This window comes from Bradyrhizobium centrolobii, assembly GCF_001641635.1.
Taxonomy (GTDB): domain Bacteria; phylum Pseudomonadota; class Alphaproteobacteria; order Rhizobiales; family Xanthobacteraceae; genus Bradyrhizobium; species Bradyrhizobium centrolobii.
The window spans coordinates 383,607-403,272 of record NZ_LUUB01000079.1; the positions used below are offsets into that span (position 1 = coordinate 383,607).

Below are 19,666 nucleotides of genomic sequence, written 5' to 3' on the forward strand. Positions count from 1 at the left end.
TTTTAAGGGATGCATGGGGTGAAGCTCTTCACCGGAGCCGCGGTTTCGGTCCTCCTGATGGCGCTCGCGGGGCCAGCGCCTGCCTTGGCGGACACGATCGAGGCCGCGTTGGTGCGGTCCTATCAGAACAATCCGCAGCTCAACGCGCAGCGTGCCCAGGTGCGCTCGACCGACGAGAACGTTCCGCAGGCGTTGTCGGGCTATCGCCCCAGGGTCGCGCTGACGGCAAGCGCCGGTTACCAATATTCGGATATCAAAGCGGAGCAGGGAGGGGCCTCGATTCACGGCACGGGCGTACCCCGCAGTGTCGCTTTGACTGTCTCCCAGACGCTGTACAACGGCAATCAGACCGCCAACAGGACGCGTGCTGCGGAGAGCCAGGTGTCGGGTTCCCGCGAGGCATTGCGTGTGCTGGAGCAGACTGTTCTGCTCCAGGCCGCAACCACCTACATGGACTACCTGCGCGATGCGGCGACGCTGGAGGTTCAGCGCAGCAACGTGCGCGTGCTCGAGCAGACGCTCAAGCAGACCCGCGACCGCTTCAACGTCGGCGAGGTGACCCGCACCGACGTCGCGCAATCCGAGGCGCAGCTCGCCGCCGGCAAGACGCAGGCGCTCACCGCTGAATCGAATTTGACGACGACACGTGCCAACTTCCGCCGCATCATCGGCAACGAGCCGGAAAACCTCGCGCCGGGCTCCCCGGTCGACCGCTTCCTGCCGGGGACGCTGGCTGCCGGGGTCAGTCTGAGCCTGATCGAGAACCCCAACGTCACGGCCGCCATGTACGGCATCGACGTCAACTATCTCCAGGTCAAGATCAACGAGGGCGCGCTGCTGCCGACGGTCACAGTGCAGGCCGCGGTGTCGCAGTCCTTCCAGCAGCAACTGACGCTGTTCCGAACGAATACCGCTTCCGCCATCGCGCAGGCCTCGATTCCGATCTACCAGGGCGGCGCCGAATACTCACTGATCCGTCAGTCCAAGGAAAACCTGGCGCAGCAGCGCCTCAATCTCGAAACGACCCGCGACCAGACCCGCGCGAACGTCGTGCAGGCCTGGGGACAGTTGCAAGCCGGCAAGGCGCAGGTGCAATCCGCGCAGGCACAGGTCACGGCCTCCGAGATCGCGCTGAACGGCGTACGCGAGGAAGCCAAGGCCGGTCAGCGTACCACACTTGACGTGCTCAACGCGCAGCAGGCCTTGGTCAATGCGCGCGTCGCGCTCGTCACCGCGCAACACGATCGCGTGGTCGCTTCCTACAACGTACTCAGCGCTGTCGGGCGTCTGTCGCCACAGGTACTCGGTCTGGCCACCACGACTTATGATCCCAGCGTGCACTACCAGCAGGTTCGCGACAGCTGGGCCGGCGTGCGGACGCCGGACGGACGCTGATTGCCGCAATGATGTCGGCCTCGCAAATAGGCGAGGCCGACCGGCGGTTTGCTTGCAAACATCAAAATCCCTGACATAGCCTTTGAAGGAAGCTGCGAGGCGATTCGCTCCGCATGCGATGTCGTTTGCGTAACGCTTTGGTGCCGGGGGCAGGGGCGCACCGCCGCACGTTGAGCCGTGAACTGGGGACAAGTCAGGCCGTCGCGACGAAAATGTCGGAGGGCCCGTCCGGAACCGGCCAATCCCTGTCGTGCTTGGTGTAAAACAACGCATGCGAGGGCGTTGATGATGTGGAGTCGGAGATGACGCAGCCTGCAAAGGTCACAGAGCCCTCGATGGAGGAGATTCTGGCCTCGATCCGGCGCATCATTGCCGACGACGAGGCCAAGCCGCCGCCGACGGAAGCCGTCAAGCCTGAGAAAGCTGCCGCGCCCGCTGCGTCCGCGCCAAAACTGCCGGCGATGAACAACGTTCCCCCACCCAAGATCACGCCCACAAAGCCTGTGGCCGAAAAGCCGGCGCCGCCGCCTGCCGCGAAACCGGCACCGGCGCCTGCGCCTGCGCCGGCCGCGTCCAACAGCCAGGACGATATCGACGCGTTGCTGGCGGGACTGGACGAGGCAACGCCGGCACCCGAAGTGCGGGCTCCGGAACCCGAGCCTGAACCTGAACCCGACGTGCTCGAACTGACCGACGAGATGGCGGTGGACCCTGCGCCGACGCCGCCTCCGCCGCCACCGAGCTTCCGCAAGGTCGAGCCGCGCGACGATCTCGAATTCGCGGAAGCGGCGCCACCTCGTCCGTCACCGGGGCCGTCATATGCGCCCGTGGATTTTGACGCCCCGCCGCTGCCGCCGCCGATCTTGGCGCAATCGACGGTCTCCGCGGTCGAATCCGCCTTCAATTCCTTGGCTCATACGGTGCTCAGCAGCAATGCGCGGACGCTGGAGGATCTGGTCAAGGAAATGCTGCGGCCGATGCTGAAGTCCTGGCTCGACGACAACTTGCCGGGCCTTGTTGAACGTATCGTGAAGGCCGAGATCGAGAGAGTGTCACGCGGCAGCCGGTGAGGCCGGGCCGCGTGGCCCCGATAAAGCCCTGCTTTCATGTCCTATCTGGTCTGTCCGGTGGGCCGGAAAGCCCTTTTGCCGCTGAGCTTTCCGTTGACTTGACCCCCGCGCGCGGCTTTCTAGCAGCCCCATGATCGAGAAAAACTACCAGCCCGCCGATATCGAAACCCGCATGTCCGTCGTCTGGGAGGACAGCCTTGCGTTCAAGGCTGGCCGCCCCGACCGCCGCGACGCGTCGCCCTTCACCATTGTGATCCCACCTCCGAACGTGACGGGATCGCTGCACATGGGCCACGCCCTCAACAACACGCTCCAGGACATCCTGTGCCGCTTCGAGCGGATGCGCGGCCGCGACGTGCTGTGGCAGCCCGGCACCGATCATGCCGGCATCGCGACCCAGATGGTGGTCGAGCGGCAGTTGATGGAGCGTCAAGAGCCCGGCCGCCGCGAGATGGGCCGCGAGAAATTCTTGGAGCGGGTCTGGGAATGGAAGGCCGAGAGCGGCGACACCATCATCAATCAGCTCAAGCGGCTCGGCGCCTCCTGCGACTGGTCGCGCGAGCGCTTCACCATGGACGAGGGCCTGTCGAAGGCCGTCATCAAAGTGTTCGTCGAGCTGCACCGCGACGGCCTGATCTACAAGGACAAGCGGCTGGTGAACTGGGACACCAAGCTGCTCACCGCGATCTCCGATCTCGAAGTGCAGCAGGTCGAGGTCAAAGGCAGCCTCTGGTATCTGCGCTATCCGATCGAGGGCAAGACCTTCAGCCCGGACGATCCCTCGAGCTTCATCGTCGTCGCCACCACGCGCCCCGAGACGATGCTCGGCGACACCGGCGTGGCCGTGCATCCCGACGACGAACGTTATCAGAATCTGGTCGGCAAGCACGTTATCCTGCCGCTGGTTGGCCGCAAAGTTCAGATCGTCGCCGACGACTATTCCGATCCGGAAAAGGGCTCCGGTGCGGTCAAGGTGACGCCGGCGCACGACTTCAACGACTTCGAGGTCGGCAAGCGCCACGGGCTGCGCCAGATCAGCGTGCTCGACAAGGAAGGTTGCCTCGATCTCGTCGGCAACGAGGATTATCTGCGCGACCTGCCGGAGGGCGCCTCGCAATTCGCTGAGGAGTTTCACAAGGTCGAACGCTTCGCCGCGCGCAAGCGCATCGTCGAGCGGCTGGAGACGTTCGGTTTCATCGAGCGCATCGAGCCGCACACCCACACGGTGCCGCATGGCGATCGCTCCAGCAGCGTGATCGAGCCCTATCTGACGGATCAGTGGTACGTCGACGCCAAGACGCTCGCGAAGCCCGCGATCGCGGCAGTGCGTTCGGGCGAGACGACGTTCGTGCCGAAGAGCTGGGAAAAGACCTATTTCGACTGGATGGAGAACATCCAGCCGTGGTGCATCTCGCGCCAGCTCTGGTGGGGTCACCAGATCCCGGCCTGGTACGGACCCGACGGCAAGGTCTTCGTCGCCGAAACCGAGGAGGAGGCCGTCAGCCACGCGCTCGGGTACTACGTCGAGCAAGAGGTGATCACGGCGGAGCAAGGGCGCGAAATGGCGCTCGACCGCACCAAGCGCGAGGGGTTCATCACCCGCGACGAGGACGTGCTCGACACCTGGTTCTCCTCGGCGCTGTGGCCGTTCTCGACGCTCGGCTGGCCCGAAGATGCACCGGAGGTGAAGCGCTACTACCCGACCAATGCGCTCGTGACGGGCTTCGACATCATCTTCTTCTGGGTCGCCCGGATGATGATGATGGGTCTGCACTTCATGAAGGAAGTGCCATTCTCGACCGTCTACATCCACGCCCTCGTCCGCGACGAGAAGGGCGCGAAGATGTCGAAGTCGAAGGGCAACGTCATCGATCCCCTGCACCTGATCGACGAGTACGGCGCGGATGCGCTCCGCTTCACGCTGGCGGCGATGGCAGCCCAGGGGCGCGACATCAAGCTCGCCACCAGCCGTGTCGAGGGCTACCGCAATTTCGCGACCAAGCTCTGGAACGCCTGCCGCTTCGCGGAGATGAACCACTGCGCCGTGCCCGACGGTTTCGAGCCGGCGAAGGCAAAGGCGACGCTGAACCGCTGGATCGCGCACGAGACCGCGCACACCACGCGCGAAGTGACTGAAGCCATCGAGGCCTATCGCTTCAACGACGCCGCCGGCGCGATCTACCGCTTCGTCTGGAACGTCTATTGCGATTGGTATGTCGAGCTCGCAAAACCCGTGCTGCTCGGGCCGGACGGCCCGGCCAAGGCAGAAACCCGCGCTATGGTCGCCTGGGCGCGCGACGAGATTCTGAAGCTGCTGCACCCCTTCATGCCGTTCATCACCGAGGAGCTGTGGGAAGTGACGGCCAGCCGCGAAGTCCTGCTGGCGCTGGCGCCGTGGCCGCTCAAGCCGTCCGAGCCGACGCCGGAGCAGCTCGCGATGCTCGCGGCGGCCGCCGGGCCGACCGATCCGCTGATCTCGCCAGCTCTCGTCATGCCGATCTTCGACCATGCCGACTTCACCGATCCTGCGGCCGAGGCCGAGATCGGCTGGGTGATCGATCTGGTCACGCAAATCCGCTCCGTGCGTGCCGAGATGAACATCCCGCCGGCGACGTTGACGGCGCTCGTGCTGGCGGGCGCCTCGGCCGAGACGAAGGAGCGCGCGCCACGCTGGACCGACGTCATCAAGCGCATGGCGCGGCTCTCGGATATCTCGTTCGCCGAACGTGCGCCCGATGGTGCCGTGCAGATCCTGGTGCGCGGCGAGGTGGCCGCGCTGCCGCTGAAGGGTGTGGTCGATCTCGCCGCCGAGCGCGTGCGTCTCGACAAGGAGATCGCCAAGGCCGACGCCGACATCAAACGCGCCGATTCCAAGCTGGCCAACGAGAGATTCGTCGCCAACGCGGCGGAAGAGGTCGTCGAGGAGGAGCGCGAAAAGCGTGAGGCGGCGCTGGCGCGCAAGGCGAAGCTGCTCGAGGCGCTGGAGCGCTTGAAGCAGGTGTCGTGAGGTTCCCGTCATTCCGGGATGGTCCGAGGGACCAGACCCGGAATGACCCTCACTTTGGAAACGGCTTGCTCAAGAATTTCGAGCCCTTCACGCCGTAGCGCCAGGGTAGCTCGACCGCTTTGGTGATGCCGATCCGTATCCCGCACGCGACCTCGACGTCCTCCGTCCGCGCATGGAGCGCGATCGGTGGCCGATCGAGGGGCAGGGTGTTGTGCTCGATGGTGATGCCGAGCGCTTCGGTCAGCTTGCCCGGGCCCGAGCACAGCGCGCGCACATCATCGAGGTGGCGGCGGCGGCGCATCGCGGCGACCCCGTGGGTCGGCTCCAGCGCGCGGATCAGGACCGCGCTGGCCGAGCCTTCCTCTTCGCAGACGAAATTCACGCACCAGTGGATGCCGTAGGAGCGGTAGACATAGGCAAAGCCGGGCGGGCCGAACATCACCCGGTTTCGCGGCGTCGGCCCGCGGAAGGAGTGCGCCGCCGGGTCGGTATGATGATAGGCCTCAACCTCGACGATGATGCCGCCTACGCCGTCGATAAGCATGGTCGCACCGATCAGGTCGGGGGCGACCTCATGGACACTACGCCCGAAAAAGGCGCGCTTCAGCGGCTTGCCGAGGTGAGGCGTGGATGCGTCCGATCTCGGTCGTTTTCTTGGAGCCATTCGAGGTGAGAATCGTCTGAGAACAGAGCAGGATATTCCCCATATCTGCCATGTTCCCTGAGGTAGGGCGAGCCGGGTTGCGATGCCCTGCGATACCTACTAGGTAGGACTTGAACAGACCGGACACCCCATGGTCGTTATTGTCGATACCATCTCGAACCCGCTGCGCCCACGCCACCCTGAAAAGGTGAACCGGCCCGATTCCGCTTCGCCGCCGAAGCCGGACTGGATCCGCGTGCGCGCGCCCAATACCCGCGGCTATGCCGACACCCGCAACATCGTGCGGGCGAACGGCCTGCACACGGTGTGCGAAGAGGCGGGGTGCCCGAATATCGGCGAGTGCTGGGACAAAAAGCACGCGACCTTCATGATCATGGGTGACACCTGCACCCGCGCCTGCGCCTTCTGCAATGTCAAGACCGGGCTGCCGAACGCGCTGGATGCAGCCGAGCCGCAGAACGTCGCCGAGGCGGTGGCCAAGCTGGGCCTCGCCCACGTCGTCATCACCTCCGTCGATCGCGACGACCTTGCCGACGGCGGCGCCGAGCATTTTGCCCGGACCATCCGCGCCATCCGCGCGGCATGTCCTTCGACCACGATCGAGATCCTGACGCCCGACTTCCTGCGCAAGGATGGGGCGCTCGAGGTCGTCGTGGCGGCCAAGCCCGACGTCTTCAACCACAATCTCGAGACCGTGCCGTCGCGCTATCTCACGGTGCGGCCCGGTGCGCGCTACTTCCATTCGATCCGGCTGTTGCAGCGGGTCAAGGAGATCGATCCGGCCATCTTCACCAAGTCCGGCATCATGGTGGGCCTCGGCGAGGAGCGTCACGAGGTTCAGCAGGTGATGGACGATCTGCGCTCGGCAGACGTCGACTTCCTGACCATCGGCCAGTATCTCCAGCCGACCCGCAAGCATCATGCGGTGATGCGCTACGTGCCGCCGGACGAGTTTTCGTCCTACGAAAAGGTCGCCTACACCAAGGGTTTCCTGATGGTGTCGGCGAGCCCGCTGACCCGTTCGTCGCATCATGCCGGCGACGATTTCGCAAGACTGAAGGCAGCGCGAGCCGCTCACGCCCGCTGACGTCCAATGCATCGAGTTTCGAGCAAGCACCGTGTCAACCACAGCGCGTCCGAGATGTTTGATCTGGTCGCCGACGTCGAGCGCTATCCGGAATTCGTGCCGCTATGCAGCGCGCTGAAGGTGCGCCAGCGCGTCGCCGAGCCCGACGGCACCGAGGTGCTGGTCGCCGACATGACGGTGTCGTTCAAGCTGATCAAGGAATCCTTCAAGAGCCGCGTGACGCTCGATCGCGCCAATCTGAAGATCATGGTCGAGTATCTGCAAGGGCCCTTCAGCAAGCTGGAAAACCGCTGGACGTTCGAGCCCAAGGGAGAGGGCGTCTGCGACGTCGGCTTTTACCTCGCCTACGAGTTCAAGAGCCGCATGTTGGCGATGCTGATGGGCTCGATGTTCGATGCCGCGTTCGCGCGTTTTTCGGCCGCGTTCGAGAAGCGGGCCGATGCCATCTACGGCCGGCCCAAGCTCGCCTCGTCCTGATCAGTCCACTGCCTTCACGATATCCGGCGGTTGCGAGGCGTAATAGGCCGCGGCCTCCTCGATCTCCTGCGGCGTCATCGCACGCGCGATATTGCGCATCTGCTGGCTGATGTCGTTGCGCCGCTCGGCCGCGGCAAAGGCCTGCAGCTGGGCCTTCATATAGGCTTCGGACTGTCCTTCGAGCCAGGGGCTGCCGGTCTTGTTGTCGAGACTGCCGTGGCAGGAGCCGCAGGGCGCAATGCCGCGCATCGGGGCGCCGTAGATGACGATGTTGGGCTTTGGAAGCTGCGGCGTCGGGTGATAGGCCGGCAGCCGCGGCAGATAGGCGTAATAGACTGCGAGATCGGCGATTTCGCGGTCCGTCAGGTTGACCGCGAAGGGCGACATCACAGCATTGGTGCGGGCACCGGAGCGGAAATCGTGCAGCTCCTTGTAGATCACGGCGGCGTACTGGCCGGCGAGGTTGGGCGAGTCCGCGCGGCTGATGCCGGTCGGGCCGTGACAAATGGCGCAGCGTTGAGCGAGCGTCGCGCCGCGGCCGATCGCCTCCTGGTTCGGTCGTGACAGCGTGTGCGAGGTCAGCACGACCTCAGACACGCGTTTGTCCTGCGCCGCGGCGACGGCCGCGGGGCGTTGCGGCACGCCGGCGGCGCTGCAGATTGCATCCCAGACACTTGCGAACTCAAGCCAGTGCTGCGCGAAGGGCAGTACGATGAATCCAGCAATCGCGGTCACAATGAAAATTGCGGCGGTGATGCCGGTGCTCGTCGTGAAATGACGATTGCGGAAGGTGAAGAGGTCGCGCGCGCTCATCACTGCGCTCCCACATAAACGGCTGGCACCGAGGTGCCCTCGGTCATCGCCAGTGTCAGGATCGGATAGCCGTAATTGGTGATGGTGAGCGCGATCATCAGCGCCACCCACAGCGCGTGCGTGTTGAGCGCAAGCGGAACGGTCGTCGGCTGATGCACCGCGAGGCTGAAACGATAAGCGCCGGCCTCGGCCGCAGGCGACCGCATGCCGCGCGCCAGGATGACCAGGAACAGGATGCCGGAGGTCAGCAGGATGAAGCCGCCGATCGCAGAGAACGTCACCGAGAGCGCCTGCGGCGCGATCGCGGGATCACCGAAATCGAAATAGGCCATGCGGCGGGGCATGCCCAAGATGCCGACCCAGTGCCACGGGAAGGTCGTGACGATCATGCCGACGAACCAGAGCCAGAGCTGGGTGCGGATCAGGCGCAGATCGACGAGCTCGCGGCCGGTGAGATGCGGCCACAGATCATAGGCGATCGCGAAATACATGATCACGATGGCGCCGCCGAAGATCAGGTGGAAATGGCCGGTGATCCACTGCGTGTTGTGGATCGACGAATCGAGCTGATAGCTCATGTTGATGAGGCCGCCGGCGCCGCCGAAGCCGAGCATGACGAAGGAGAAGGCGAGCGCCAGCATCATCGGATTGTCCCAGGGCAGCGCCCTGATCCAGCCGAACATGCCCCGGCCGCCGCGCAGGCGCGCAGCGATCTCGACGGACGCGCAGATCGTGAACACCGTCAGCAGCGTCGGCAGCGCGACCAGCGCCGTGAAGGCCGAATGGATGAACTTGAAGCCGGCGCCGACCTGCGGATCGGCAAAGGTGTGGTGCATGCCGATCGGCATCGCAACCACGAGAAACAGGATGAAGGAGATCCGCGCCATGGTGTCGGAGTAGACGCGCCCGCCGATCGCGCGCGGCACGATGGTGTAGTAGGCGATGTAGGTCGGCATCAGCCAGAAATAGACGATGGCGTGCAGCGTCCAGGAGAAGAACACCCGGGCTAGACCGGCGTCGATCGTAGCCTTCAGCCCCACCGAAACCGGGATGATCTGCAACAACAGCTCGAGCGCCGCCCCGAGCGCGGTCCAGGCCCAAAGATAAGAGCCCGCGACATTGGCGAACATCGCCAGCGGGACTGCCTTGCCGGGATTGGCTCGTCTCCAGACGCGCAGATTGATCGACATCAGCGCGACCCAGATCCAGGAGCCGACCACGACGAGCACGACGCCGATGTAATAGAAGGGGCTGCCGATCAGCGGCGGATAGAAGGTGTAGAGCACCGAGGCGCGGCCGAGCGCGACCGGGATCACTGCCATGATGCTGCCGATCACGATCAGCCAGAGGCCCGCCCACCCCCAGCGCACGCCGACCAGGCGCTGCTCCAGCGCGGACTCGCTGATCGCATAGCCAAAGCCCATCGCGACCAGGGTCGGGAAGACGTACCCCATCACCGTGCCATGCGCGGTCAGGGAGCGGTAATAGAGCTCTGGATTGGAGAGCCAGGTGCCGAGCGGACTGCGGATGAACATCTGCCAGGCGCCGAGCATAAGAGCGACGCCGAACACGGCGAAGGCCAACCAGAAATGAGCGAGGATGAGCTTCCTATTGGCCAACACAGCTCAACCTCCCGCCGCTCTTGGCAAGCTCCGCGAACTTCGCCTGGTCGATCACCCGGACCTTGCCCCACATGCCCTCATGGCCAAAACTGCAAAACTCCTGGCAGGGCATCAGATAGTCGCCGGTCTTCTCGAAGCGCATGAGCTGCTCGGAGATGTAGCCCGGTACCAGCATCGTGTTGATGTTGGTGCCCTGGACCAGGATGCCATGCACGACGTCGGCACTGGTGGCGCGCAGCGTGATCGGCGTCTCCGCCGGCACCACGATGCAGGCCGGCGTAAAGGAATATTGCTGACCGATCGCGCGCACCGTCACCGCGCCATTGGCCTCCAATACGCTGCCGAGATTGCTCTCGGCGAACTCGCCGGACAAATGCAGTCGCGAAGGATCAGTGGTTTCGACGCGCGGCTGGGGCATGGTCGCGCGATGAATGCCTGCGAACGCCGCCAGCAGCGCCATCGCCACGATGATGATCACGGAAATCGTGGCCCAGCGCCGCTCGGTGCGTGCCGCTATCTCGGTGCCGCGATGGCCGCCGTCCTCCTGCACGCTCATTGCAGCGCTCCACGGGGCAGGAAGACGAAGAGATAGAACGCAAGCCAGATCGCTACCACGCAGGCCGTGGCGATGCCGGCGAGCGCAATCGCGCCGGACGGGCCTTGCGCGACGACCTCCTCGACGGCCTGATCGGCGGTGGCTGGGCTGGTCGGCGGATCGGAATTGAACATGGCGGGCCTCAGTTGAGCGGTGCCGAGCGCAGCTCGTTGGCCTCGCGCGCCGAAACCGGCGTGCCGCGATTGCCCCAGGCGGTGCGGATGTAGGAGACGACGGCGGCGACCTCGTTGTCGGAGAGGAGGCCGGCGAAGGGCGGCATGCCGTAGGGCATCGGATTGCCCTTGGTGCCCGGCGGATAGCCGCCGTTGAGCACCATGCGGATCGGATTGACCGCCGACTGCATCTCGATCGACTGGTTGTTGGCGAGCGGCGGCCAATGCGGCGGCTTGCCTTCGCCTTGCGCGCCGTGGCAGCTCGCGCAGTTCTTGTCGTAGACGGTCTTGCCGAGGCTGATCAGCAGGCTGCTTTCTGTCGTCGGCAGCGCCGAGCTCGCCGGCGGCGGCGACGAGGGTTCCGAGATACCCTTCAGGTAGACCGCCATCGCCCTCGTATCCTCGTCGCTAAGATATTGCAGGCTGTTGTGCACGACTTCGGCCATCGGGCCGTAGACCACGCCGCGCTGCGAGACGCCGGTCTGGAGCAGATCGGTGATGTCCTTGATGCTCCAGTCGCCGAGGCCCGCCTCGCGATTGGAGGTGAGCGAGGGCGCGTACCAGTTCTGCATCGGGATCAACCCGCCTTTGAAGGCGTCGGATGGTGAGGTGCCGCCGAGCAAATTGATTGGCGAATGGCACATGCTGCAATGGCCGAGGCCCTCGACCAGGTAGGCGCCGCGATTCCACTCGGCTGATTTGGTCGGATCCGGCTTGAACTCGCCCTCGTTGAAGAAGAGCGTGCGCCAGCCGAGGATGAGCTGGCGGTTGTCATAGGGGAAGCGCAGGTCGTGCGGCCGGTTCCTCTGGTTCACCGGCGGAATCGACTTCAGATAGGCGAAGATCGCATCGCTGTCGGCGCGCGTGACCTTGGTGTAGGAGGGGAACGGCATCGCCGGATAGATCAGCCCGCCATCCGGGAAGCGGCCGCTGTGCATGGTCTTGTAGAAATCGTCGGCGCTCCATTTACCGATTCCGGTCTCGCGATCCGGCGTGATGTTGGAGGTGTAGAGCGTGCCGAACGGTGTCGGCATGGCGCGGCCGCCGGCGAACAAGCGGCCCTCCGGCGCGGTGTGGCAGGCGGTGCAGTCGCCGGCGCGGGCGAGATATTCGCCGCGCGCGATGATGTCGCTGCTTTTGTCCTGGGCCTGCGCAGCCGTCGTGAGCGCCGCGAGGAGCACAAGGGTGATCGACAGTTTTGAGCCCATCATCCGCCTCGTCAGTTGGGCTGGCTGCCGCAGCCGAAGGGAAGCGCATAGGTGCCTTTCGGCACCGGGACAGGATTCGCCGGCGCCGGCCGCGTCGCGAGCCATGCTGCAACCGCGGTAACGTCGGCTTCGGTCAGGTGACCGGCGACAAGCTGCATGCAGTCGGGCGACTTCGCCGTCCGGGTGCCATAGCGCCAGGCACCAAGCTGGGCGCTGATGTAGTTGGCGCGCAGGCCGAGTAGGCCGGGAATGCCGGGCGTCATGCCCGTCAACCCGGGACCATGGCAGCTCACGCAGGCCGGAATCGAGCGCCCCGCATCGCCGCTGGTGGCGAGCAGCTCGCCCTGGGCCAGCACCTCCTTGCTCACCTCGCTCGGCGCAGGCGGCGGTAGCGGGGGATGCTCGCTCGCAAAATAGTCTGCCATCGCCTGGAGATACGGGTCGGGCAGAAACTCCAGCAGATAGTTCATCGGCGGATATTTGCGCCGACCGTTCCGGAAGGCGAGAAGCTGATTGTAGAGATAGCCGGCCGGCTTGCCCGCAAGGCGCGGGAAATAGACGTCGCTGGTGCCTTCGCCCTTGTTGCCGTGGCAGGGCGTGCAGGCTTCCACCCGCGCCGCCATCGTATCGGGCGGCTGGTTGGCCGTTTGCGCGGCCGCGCCATCAAAGGCGGCCAAGTAAGCGATGGCGGAAGCCAAAGCAGCGTAGCGAGCGAACACCTTGTCGCCCTCCAGAATGCTGGACCAGGTTGATTCCTGGCCACAGCGTAGATGCGTATTATTGCGCCAATATAGTCACGCGCAAGTTCTGACGGAGACGATGACGTTTGGTCGCCCTGCTGCATCGCGATCATGATCGTTTTCGACAAACTTCGCGCGATTTTTCAAACGGCAGACGCGACTTCGCATTCTCGCGGCGCAGCTCGCCCGAGCTTTGCGTCAGCGCTTCGCCCGCCAGGGTCAGAGGGCGCAGGGAAGGCCGAGAGCCGGCTGGCTCCCATGGCCGCCCACCAGGATGAGGTGGGCTCGAAGTACTATAAATCCGAAGTTCGGTAAGATCGAATCTTTGTGGGGCCAGCTCCTGACCCGCCATTTGTGTGTTTTGCCCGACGGGCAACGCAACACGTTGCAGGCTCCGAGGCGCCAGGCATCGCGCACAACCGATAATACAAGCCTTGTTCCACGGGCAGTGACAAGTGCAGTTTGTGCCAAAGTGCGACCTTCTGGCGGAACGCCCCTTGCCGCAAGCGGCACACCTGCGAAGCTGCATTTCATGGGCTGCTCAACTAAAGTTCGAGTCGGCGCTTGGGGGGGGGATTGTATGGGTAGGACCAAGGGACATGGCACGCTGGAAGCAATCGTGGAGCGCGGAAGAGCTCAGCAAGCTCAGGAGGCTCGCAGGCACCAAACCGGTCACGGTGATCGCGAAGGAGCTCGGCCGCACCACGGGCACGGTGCTTGCGAAGGCGATCGAGGAAAAGCTTCCCGTCATGCATGGGACCAAGAGGGCGAGACAATGATCGGATCACTGCGGAGGAAATCCGAGCCGATTGAGATCCGAGCCTGAAAATGCTGTTTTTGCCGGAATAGGTGATCCGGCGGCACTCGTCTGTGGACTTTCGCAGGTTGCTGAAGGGGATCATTTCGGGGCGTTGCGAGTTCTCAACCGATTGTTCCGGTTGGAGCCGTCATGACCGTCAATCTCGATACGCTGCAAGCATCGCTCGTCCTGTACGGGCTGAACGCGCTCTACGCCATTCTGCTGCTTGCGATCGGCTGGTATCTGTCCGGCGCAATGCAACGCTTCGTGACCCGCGTGCTGGGCGTTACGCACCGGGTCGATCCGCTCGTGACAGTGTTCGTCGCCAGCGTCACGCGCTACGCCGTGCTGGCGGTGGTCGGCATTGCTGTGCTTCAGCTCTTCGGCATCCAGACTGCAAGTCTCGTCGCCGTGCTGGGTGCGACATCACTCGCCATCGGCCTCGCCTTGCAGGGCACGCTCTCCAATCTCGCCGCCGGCGTGATGCTGCTGTTGTTCCGCCCATTTCACATCGGCAATGACGTCGAGGTCGCCGGCAAGGCCGGGAAGGTGAGGTCGCTCTCGTTGTTCATGACCGAGCTGGTCGCGCCCGACAACACGCAAATCCTGCTGCCGAACGGACAGGTCTGGGGCGCAGCCATCGTCAACCACAGTGCCTATCCCGGCACGGGCGAGATCAAGGTGACATTTCCGGTCAGAGCCGGATCAGCCAATACGCTGGCCAACCAGATCCTGGAGAAATTGCGCGAAGATCCCCGCATCGACGACAGGGCCAACGCAGCGGTCCACATATCGAAAGTGATCGATGTCGCAAATCCCACGGCGCCCGTCGTGGAATTGACCGTCAGCGCGACGGTGAAGCCGTCGGATGCCGACGCGGTCAAGCAGCGCGTGCTCGATCACGCGAGCGCGCTGCTTGCGGCGGCGTAAGGCGCTTGGGAAATCGCCGTCTCGAGTATCGCTTCGATCCCTGCTTCAGGTCAGCGCCTGGCATATTGCGCTAGCCAGTCCAGCGGGATTTTCCGTCGCCATCGCGTGTCCGGCCTTGGAGACGATGCCGACATCTACGCCCTGTGCGGCAGTAAGCCCGCGTCAGGACTTTGCGGCAAAGAGAACTCTCCGAAGACCACCGTTCTCGGCATCGCTAGTCCGAGCAGCAGCCTACGCCATGTCGGGTCGGTACCGGTGACAAGCGATTGCGCTCCACGATGAACCCCGACAGGCGCGCTGAGCGAGAGCGATGCGGCCCAGGCAACATTGCCGTCCCGTATGGACGCCTTGATCAGAGCCTCGTGCCCCAGTGCGACATAATCCGCCTCGGACATCGTCGTGATCTTTCGGCTGAACATTCCGCCACCTGGATCGAGATTCGGTTCGCTCAACACGAGATTCCGAACGCGTTGTCCGAGCAGCTTGGCCGCCATGATGGCCACCGATCCGCCCATGCTGTGACCGAAGAGGTCGACGGCCTCCGGCGCAACTTGCATCACGAAATCCGCCAGCGCGCTAGCATGGTCGGCAACTGCGTAGCCGAACGCGGCGGGCCGATCGCTGAAGCCCGACCCGAGCAGATCGACCAGCAGAATGCGTCTGCCCGCCAGGGCAGGGTCGGCGGCGACCGCGGGATAGTCGCAAGAGGACGCGCACCCCAATCCATGGATGAAGATCAGAGGAACGCCCTGTCCCGCGATGTCATGATAGAGCAGGTTGGCCTGGGTCGTTCTAAGCCAAAGTGACTTCATCGCGAGGGGCCCAGTCGCCTTCGTCCGAGACTCATCCCCGCGGTGGACGCCGACGCTTCACCGCGTGCCGTCGCGGCGAACGGGCGACGCGGGGGCGCAGGCGGCTCGTCGTTTCGCGGCGCGGCTTGACCTGGGCCTGCGGGCCGCGGGCGAGATCCATCAGCATGCGCAGCGCCTCGACCACCGAGCGCTGACGCACGGCGGCGCGGCCGATCGCGCCGAAACGGTGCTCGCGATGAATGATGCGGCCATCGCGCGCAGCCGCGGCGAAATGGACGAGTCCAACCGGCTTGCCGGGCGTCGCGCCGCCCGGGCCGGCAATGCCGGTGATGGAGACCGCGAGATCGACGCCGGCGCGCTCCAGCGCGCCGACCGCCATCGCGGTTGCGGTTTCCTTGCTGACCGCACCGAAATTCGCGAGCGTGCTCGCCTCGACGCCGAGCATCGCCCGCTTGGCGTCGTTGGAATAGGTGACGAAGCCGCGATCGATCACGTCGGAGGAGCCGGGAATGTCGGTCAGCGCACCGGCGACGAGGCCGCCGGTGCAGGACTCGGCGGTTGCGATCGTCAGCTTGCGCATCCGGCACAAATCGAGCAGCGAGCGGGAGAGGGCGCGTGCGTCGCTGCCGCCCATGGCTTAAGCGCCCCAGGGCAGGCGGATGGTGGCGCTCGCGGTGGCCGCGATGCCTTCCTCGCGGCCGGTGAAGCCGAGCCGCTCGCTGGTCGTCGCCTTGACGGCGACACGGGAGATGTCGACCCCAGATATCTCAGCGATGCGCGCGCGCATGGTGTCGCGCAGCGGGCCGATCTTCGGCCGTTCGCAGATCAGCGTCACCTCGAGATTGGCGACGCGGCCGCCGCGCTGCGAGACGCGGTCGATGGCGTATTTCAGGAACTGATCGGAGGAGGCGCCCTTCCACTTCACATCGCTCGGCGGGAAATGCGAGCCGATGTCGCCGTCGGCGAGCGCACCGAGGATGGCGTCGACCAGTGCATGCAGGCCGACATCGCCGTCGGAATGGGCCAGAAAACCTTTCGTGTGCGGCACGCGCACGCCGCAGATCATGACGTGGTCGCCTTCGCCGAAGGCGTGCACGTCATAGCCGGTGCCGGTCCTGATATCGCCGAGCTGGGCGGCCAGGCGCGCTTCCTCGCGCACGAAGTCTTCGGGAGTGGTGAGCTTCATATTGGCAACATCGCCTTCAAAGGTTGCAACCGTCAATCCCGCCCATTCGGCAATCGCCGCATCATCGGTGAAATCGCTGCGTCCTTCCTTTGCCGCGCGACGATGCGCCTCGAGAATGACGTCGAAGCGAAAGGATTGCGGCGTCTGGGCGATTCTCAGGCGCGCACGATCCGGCGTGCCCTCGATGTTTCCAGCCTCGCCGGTGAGCTTGATGGTGTCGGTGACGGGAATGGCGGGGATTGCCGCACCGGTGCGGCTTGCCGCCTCGATCGCACGCGAGATCAGGGCCTGCGAGACGAAGGGCCGCGCCGCGTCGTGGATCAGGACGATGTCCGGCTTGTGCTTTGCGAGCGCTTCGAGACCGGCGAGCACCGAGGCCTGCCGGGTCGCACCGCCATTGGTCGGCGGCTCGTGGCGCAGGCCTGCGACAGCGGCGGTGAACATGGCGCTGTCGTCGGGATTGACCACCGGCTGTACCGCGAACACGTCAGCGTGGCGGCTGAAGGCCTCCATGGCGCGATAGATCACGGGCTGGCCGCCGAGCGTGCGGTATTGCTTCGGCCCGCCGGCGCCTGCGCGCAGGCTGCGACCGGCTGCGACGAGAACGACTCCAGTGCGCTCTGATTTCGCCATAGGGCTCGATTACTCAATTGCTGGTGGTGGTCGGGGAGAGGGTGGATTGGCTGGCATGCCTCTAGCACGGCAGGGCCGCAAAAAAAGGGGGTTTCCCGACGCTGTGGGAAACAGCATTTTGCTGCACTGCACTTGAAAGATTGGAAGAACTGTCTAAACTGTAGGCATGGCGCTTGACTGCACAAGAATTGTGCGCAAGATTGGCCATGGCAGGTGCGATGAGGCCCTGTCCTGTGAACGAGACCTTCGTGACCGGCTCGGTAGGATTCGGCGCTAAGCCGTTGAAGATAGGCGATATTGACGTCGCCACCCCGGTTTTCCTGGCGCCGATGTCAGGGGTGACCGACTCGCCGTTCCGGCGGCTGACCGCCGAGCTCGGGGCCGGCCTCGTCGTGTCCGAAATGACCGCCAGCGACGATCTCGCCAACGGCCATGTGATGTCGCGGTTGCGCTGCGAAGCGAGCGGAATCGGTCCGCATGTGGTGCAGCTTGCCGGCTGCGAGGCGCACTGGATGGCAGAGGGTGCCCGGATCGCGGAAGCCGGCGGCGCCGACATCATCGACATCAACATGGGCTGTCCCGCCCGTCACGTCACCGGCGGCCAGTCCGGCTCCGCGCTGATGCGCGATCTCGATCATGCCGTCAGCCTGATCGAGGCGACGATCGCGGCGGTGAAAGTGCCGGTGACACTGAAGATGCGGCTCGGCTGGGACGACCGCACCCGCAACGCGCCGGAATTGGCGCGGCGCGCGAAAGAAGCCGGCGTCAAGCTCGTCACCGTGCATGGCCGCACCCGCTGCCAGTTCTACAAGGGCGAGGCCGACTGGGACGCGATCCGCGCGGTGCGCGAGGCGATCTCCATTCCGCTCGTCGTCAATGGCGACATCACATCCTATGAAAAGGCGCTCGCTGCGCTCGATGCCTCCGGCGCGGATGCCGTGATGATCGGCCGCGGCGCGCAGGGTCAGCCCTGGCTGCCCGGCCAGATCGGCCGCCGCCTGAACGGCGGGACGGCGGAGGCTTTGCCCTCGCTCGAGCAGCAGCTCGGCTATGTCCGCACGCTCTATGAGGGCGTCTGTGCACTCTATGGCCTGCGGATTGGTTTGAAGCACGCGCGAAAGCATCTCGGCTGGGCGCTCGACGTCGCCGCGCAAGCAAGCCGCGCGCCGGCCGAGAAGCTGAAAGCCTGGCGCCAGATGATCCTGACCTCGGAGGATCCGCGCCTCGTTCACCGGTCCCTGCAAGATGCCTTCGACGACTTCGCATGGAGCGCTGCTGCATGAGCTCAGCCGCTGAACATCGTCGGCCGCTTTCGTCCGACAGCGACGCGATCCTGGATGCCCTGCCCAATCCCGTGCTCACGATCGGGCCCGACGGCAAGATCGTCGCCGCCAACATCGCGACCGAGGCCTTCTTCGAGATCTCGACGCAGTTCTTGAAACGGCAGTCGCTGAAGGAGCTGGTACCGTTCGGCAGTCCGCTGCTGGCGCTGATCGACCAGGTTCGCGCCTCCAATTCGCCAGTCAACGAATACAAGGTCGATCTCGGCACGCCACGCATGGGCGGCGATCGCCAGGTCGATCTCCATGTCGCGCCACTCACGGAGCGGCCGGGCCATATCGTGGTGATGCTCCAGGAGCGCACCATCGCCGACAAGATGGACCGCCAGCTCACCCATCGCAGCGCCGCGCGCTCGGTGATCGCGCTGGCCGCGATGCTCGCACATGAGATCAAGAATCCGCTCTCCGGCATCCGCGGCGCGGCGCAGCTCCTGGAACAGCAGGCCTCCTCGGAAGACCGCATGCTGACGCGGCTGATCTGCGACGAGGCCGACCGGATCGTAACGCTGGTCGACCGCATGGAGGTGTTCGGCGACGAGCGGCCCGTGGTGCGCGGTCCCGTCAACATCCATTCGGTGCTCGATCACGTGAAGCGGCTGGCGCAATCCGGCTTTGCCCGCAACATCCGTTTCATCGAGGACTACGATCCCTCGCTGCCGCCGGTGCTGGCGAATCAGGACCAGCTGATCCAGGTTTTCCTCAACCTCGTGAAAAACGCCGCGGAAGCCCTGATCGACGTCCCCGACGCCGAGATCCAGCTCACCACCGCCTTCCGTCCCGGCGTGCGCCTGTCAGTCCCCGGTCAAAAATCACGGGTATCCCTGCCGCTTGAATTCTGCGTCAAGGACAATGGACCAGGCGTGCCGGACGATCTTCTGCCCAACCTGTTCGATCCCTTCGTGACCACCAAACAGACCGGCTCAGGTCTCGGCCTGGCGCTGGTCGCGAAAATCATCGGCGATCACGGGGGCATCATCGAATGCGAGTCTCAGCCGCGCAAGACCACCTTCCGCGTGCTGATGCCGATGTACTCAACATCGATCAAACACGCCGATCAAAGCAGTCACGCCGACTCTGCCGGGAAGTCGTCGCCTGCGTCACAGGGGGCAAAATGA

The 19,666-nt window shown here is 64.7% G+C and carries 19 protein-coding genes; 9 read left to right on the top strand and 10 right to left on the bottom strand.

The genetic code is table 11. The annotated features are described in order from the left end of the window. Positions 1-9: 9 nt before the first annotated feature. The 3 genes from AYJ54_RS28130 to AYJ54_RS28140 all read left to right on the top strand — a co-directional run bounded on the left by AYJ54_RS28130 (position 10) and on the right by AYJ54_RS28140 (position 5,472). A complete protein-coding gene (locus AYJ54_RS28130; protein ID WP_063704044.1) occupies positions 10-1,395 on the top strand; it encodes a TolC family outer membrane protein in 1,386 nt (461 codons plus the stop codon). A gap of 302 nt (positions 1,396-1,697) precedes the next feature. Then, positions 1,698-2,465 carry a PopZ family protein gene (locus AYJ54_RS28135; protein WP_063704046.1) on the top strand — a complete coding sequence of 256 codons (768 nt, stop codon included), beginning with the start codon at positions 1,698-1,700 and terminating at the stop codon, positions 2,463-2,465. A gap of 130 nt (positions 2,466-2,595) precedes the next feature. Beyond that, complete coding sequence (locus AYJ54_RS28140; protein WP_063704047.1) at positions 2,596-5,472, top strand: valine--tRNA ligase; 2,877 nt, start codon at positions 2,596-2,598, stop codon at positions 5,470-5,472. A 49-nt stretch (positions 5,473-5,521) separates the two neighbouring features. Here AYJ54_RS28140 and AYJ54_RS28145 read toward each other — a convergent pair whose 3' ends face one another. Continuing rightward, positions 5,522-6,136, bottom strand: a complete 615-nt coding sequence (locus AYJ54_RS28145; protein WP_063704049.1) for a DNA-3-methyladenine glycosylase — start codon at positions 6,134-6,136, stop codon at positions 5,522-5,524. A 130-nt stretch (positions 6,137-6,266) separates the two neighbouring features. On the opposite strand from AYJ54_RS28145, the gene lipA reads away from it, so the two are divergent. After that, positions 6,267-7,223 carry a lipoyl synthase gene (gene lipA / locus AYJ54_RS28150; RefSeq protein WP_063704051.1) on the top strand — a complete coding sequence of 319 codons (957 nt, stop codon included), beginning with the start codon at positions 6,267-6,269 and terminating at the stop codon, positions 7,221-7,223. Positions 7,224-7,229: 6 nt separating this feature from the next. After that, positions 7,230-7,700, top strand: a complete 471-nt coding sequence (locus tag AYJ54_RS28155; protein WP_063704053.1) for a type II toxin-antitoxin system RatA family toxin — start codon at positions 7,230-7,232, stop codon at positions 7,698-7,700. Here AYJ54_RS28155 and AYJ54_RS28160 read toward each other — a convergent pair whose 3' ends face one another. From AYJ54_RS28160 to AYJ54_RS28180, 6 genes are read right to left on the bottom strand one after another with little or no spacing between them, the layout of a single operon-like run. Beyond that, a complete protein-coding gene (locus AYJ54_RS28160) occupies positions 7,701-8,513 on the bottom strand; it encodes a c-type cytochrome (RefSeq protein ID WP_063704055.1) in 813 nt (270 codons plus the stop codon). Then, the gene (locus AYJ54_RS28165) at positions 8,513-10,135 is read right to left on the bottom strand and encodes a b(o/a)3-type cytochrome-c oxidase subunit 1 (protein WP_063704057.1); all 1,623 of its coding nucleotides are present in this window, start codon (positions 10,133-10,135) and stop codon (positions 8,513-8,515) included. The genes AYJ54_RS28160 and AYJ54_RS28165 overlap by 1 nt, the downstream gene beginning before the upstream one ends. Beyond that, positions 10,122-10,691, bottom strand: a complete 570-nt coding sequence (locus AYJ54_RS28170) for a cupredoxin domain-containing protein (protein WP_063704059.1) — start codon at positions 10,689-10,691, stop codon at positions 10,122-10,124. Before AYJ54_RS28170 ends, AYJ54_RS28165 begins: the two co-directional genes overlap by 14 nt. Then, a complete protein-coding gene (locus AYJ54_RS51460; protein WP_201724266.1) occupies positions 10,688-10,864 on the bottom strand; it encodes a hypothetical protein in 177 nt (58 codons plus the stop codon). The genes AYJ54_RS28170 and AYJ54_RS51460 overlap by 4 nt, the downstream gene beginning before the upstream one ends. Positions 10,865-10,872: 8 nt before the next feature. Continuing rightward, on the bottom strand, positions 10,873-12,111 hold the full coding sequence (locus tag AYJ54_RS28175; RefSeq protein WP_063704282.1) for a cytochrome c: 1,239 nt from the start codon (positions 12,109-12,111) through the stop codon (positions 10,873-10,875). Between the two features lie 11 nt (positions 12,112-12,122). Further along, positions 12,123-12,830: a c-type cytochrome gene (locus AYJ54_RS28180; RefSeq protein WP_063704061.1), complete on the bottom strand. Its 708-nt coding sequence runs from the start codon at positions 12,828-12,830 to the stop codon at positions 12,123-12,125. A 620-nt stretch (positions 12,831-13,450) separates the two neighbouring features. On the opposite strand from AYJ54_RS28180, the gene AYJ54_RS28185 reads away from it, so the two are divergent. Both AYJ54_RS28185 and AYJ54_RS28190 read left to right on the top strand, forming a co-directional pair. Then, complete coding sequence (locus AYJ54_RS28185) at positions 13,451-13,630, top strand: hypothetical protein (RefSeq protein WP_063704063.1); 180 nt, start codon at positions 13,451-13,453, stop codon at positions 13,628-13,630. Positions 13,631-13,800: 170 nt separating this feature from the next. Next, positions 13,801-14,580: a mechanosensitive ion channel family protein gene (locus AYJ54_RS28190; protein WP_063704065.1), complete on the top strand. Its 780-nt coding sequence runs from the start codon at positions 13,801-13,803 to the stop codon at positions 14,578-14,580. Positions 14,581-14,714: 134 nt separating this feature from the next. Here AYJ54_RS28190 and AYJ54_RS28195 read toward each other — a convergent pair whose 3' ends face one another. From AYJ54_RS28195 to AYJ54_RS28205, 3 genes are read right to left on the bottom strand one after another with little or no spacing between them, the layout of a single operon-like run. Continuing rightward, positions 14,715-15,392 carry an alpha/beta fold hydrolase gene (locus AYJ54_RS28195; RefSeq protein WP_201724267.1) on the bottom strand — a complete coding sequence of 226 codons (678 nt, stop codon included), beginning with the start codon at positions 15,390-15,392 and terminating at the stop codon, positions 14,715-14,717. Between the two features lie 31 nt (positions 15,393-15,423). After that, entirely contained in the window at positions 15,424-16,026 is a 603-nt protein-coding gene (locus AYJ54_RS28200) for a CinA family protein (protein ID WP_063704067.1), read from the bottom strand. Between the two features lie 3 nt (positions 16,027-16,029). Further along, positions 16,030-17,211 carry a bifunctional 2-C-methyl-D-erythritol 4-phosphate cytidylyltransferase/2-C-methyl-D-erythritol 2,4-cyclodiphosphate synthase gene (locus AYJ54_RS28205; protein ID WP_063704068.1) on the bottom strand — a complete coding sequence of 394 codons (1,182 nt, stop codon included), beginning with the start codon at positions 17,209-17,211 and terminating at the stop codon, positions 16,030-16,032. Positions 17,212-17,492: 281 nt separating this feature from the next. Between AYJ54_RS28205 and dusB the strand changes: the two genes are divergently transcribed. Both dusB and AYJ54_RS28215 read left to right on the top strand, forming a co-directional pair. Continuing rightward, a complete protein-coding gene (gene dusB, locus AYJ54_RS28210) occupies positions 17,493-18,494 on the top strand; it encodes a tRNA dihydrouridine synthase DusB (protein ID WP_201724273.1) in 1,002 nt (333 codons plus the stop codon). Continuing rightward, complete coding sequence (locus AYJ54_RS28215) at positions 18,491-19,666, top strand: two-component system sensor histidine kinase NtrB (RefSeq protein WP_063704284.1); 1,176 nt, start codon at positions 18,491-18,493, stop codon at positions 19,664-19,666. The genes dusB and AYJ54_RS28215 overlap by 4 nt, the downstream gene beginning before the upstream one ends.